Origin of the sequence: Stenotrophomonas sp. PS02300 (assembly GCF_029959395.1) — a bacterium.
Classification (GTDB): Bacteria; Pseudomonadota; Gammaproteobacteria; order Xanthomonadales; family Xanthomonadaceae; genus Stenotrophomonas; species Stenotrophomonas maltophilia_AD.
Window position 1 is genome coordinate 1 of the sequence record NZ_JASCOP010000259.1, and the last position, 652, is coordinate 652.

A 652-nucleotide genomic window follows, 5' to 3' on the forward strand; every position below is an offset into this window, starting at 1 on the left:
CCGGCATCGCGTTCCAGACCAACATCCTGGCGCGGAACGCCGCGGTGGACGCGGCGCGCGCCGGCGAACAGGGCCGTGGCTTCGCCGTGGTCGCCTCCGAAGTGCGTACCCTGGCCCAGCGCTCTGCTGCCGCCGCCAAGGAGATCAAGGGCCTGATCGACGATTCGGTCGCCAGCGTGTCCGATGGCTCGGCCCTGGTGCACAAGGCCGGTACCACCATGGGTGAGATCGTCGCCTCGGTGCAGCGCGTGACCGACATCATGGCCGAGATCTCGGCGGCCTCGCAGGAACAGTCGGCCGGCATCGAGCAGGTCAACCAGACCGTGGTGCAGATGGACGAAACCACCCAGCAGAACGCCGCGCTGGTGGAAGAAGCCACCGCCGCCGCCCGCGCCATGGAAGAACAGGCCACCCAGCTGGCCGATGCGGTGTCGATCTTCCGCCTCGACAACCAGGTGACTGCCGCCGTCAGTGCCGTCACCGCGCGCATCGCCACCCCGGCGCCGCAGCGCAGCGTGAAGCCTGCGGCCGCACCGAAGGCCGTGGCCCGCAAGCCGGCCCCGGCCGTACGCGCCGCCCGCAGCACCAGCGCCGACGACGGCAACTGGCAAGAGTTCTGAGCGCACGCGGGGGGCCCCCCGGCGCCCCGGTG

The 652-nt window shown here is 71.6% G+C and carries 1 protein-coding gene; it reads left to right on the forward strand.

Annotation, left to right across the window (positions count from 1 at the left end; genetic code table 11):
• The coding region (locus tag QMX79_RS20830; protein ID WP_282248472.1) for a methyl-accepting chemotaxis protein at positions 1-620 on the forward strand (620 nt) is incomplete at its 5' end.
• Between the last annotated feature and the right edge of the window lie 32 nt (positions 621-652).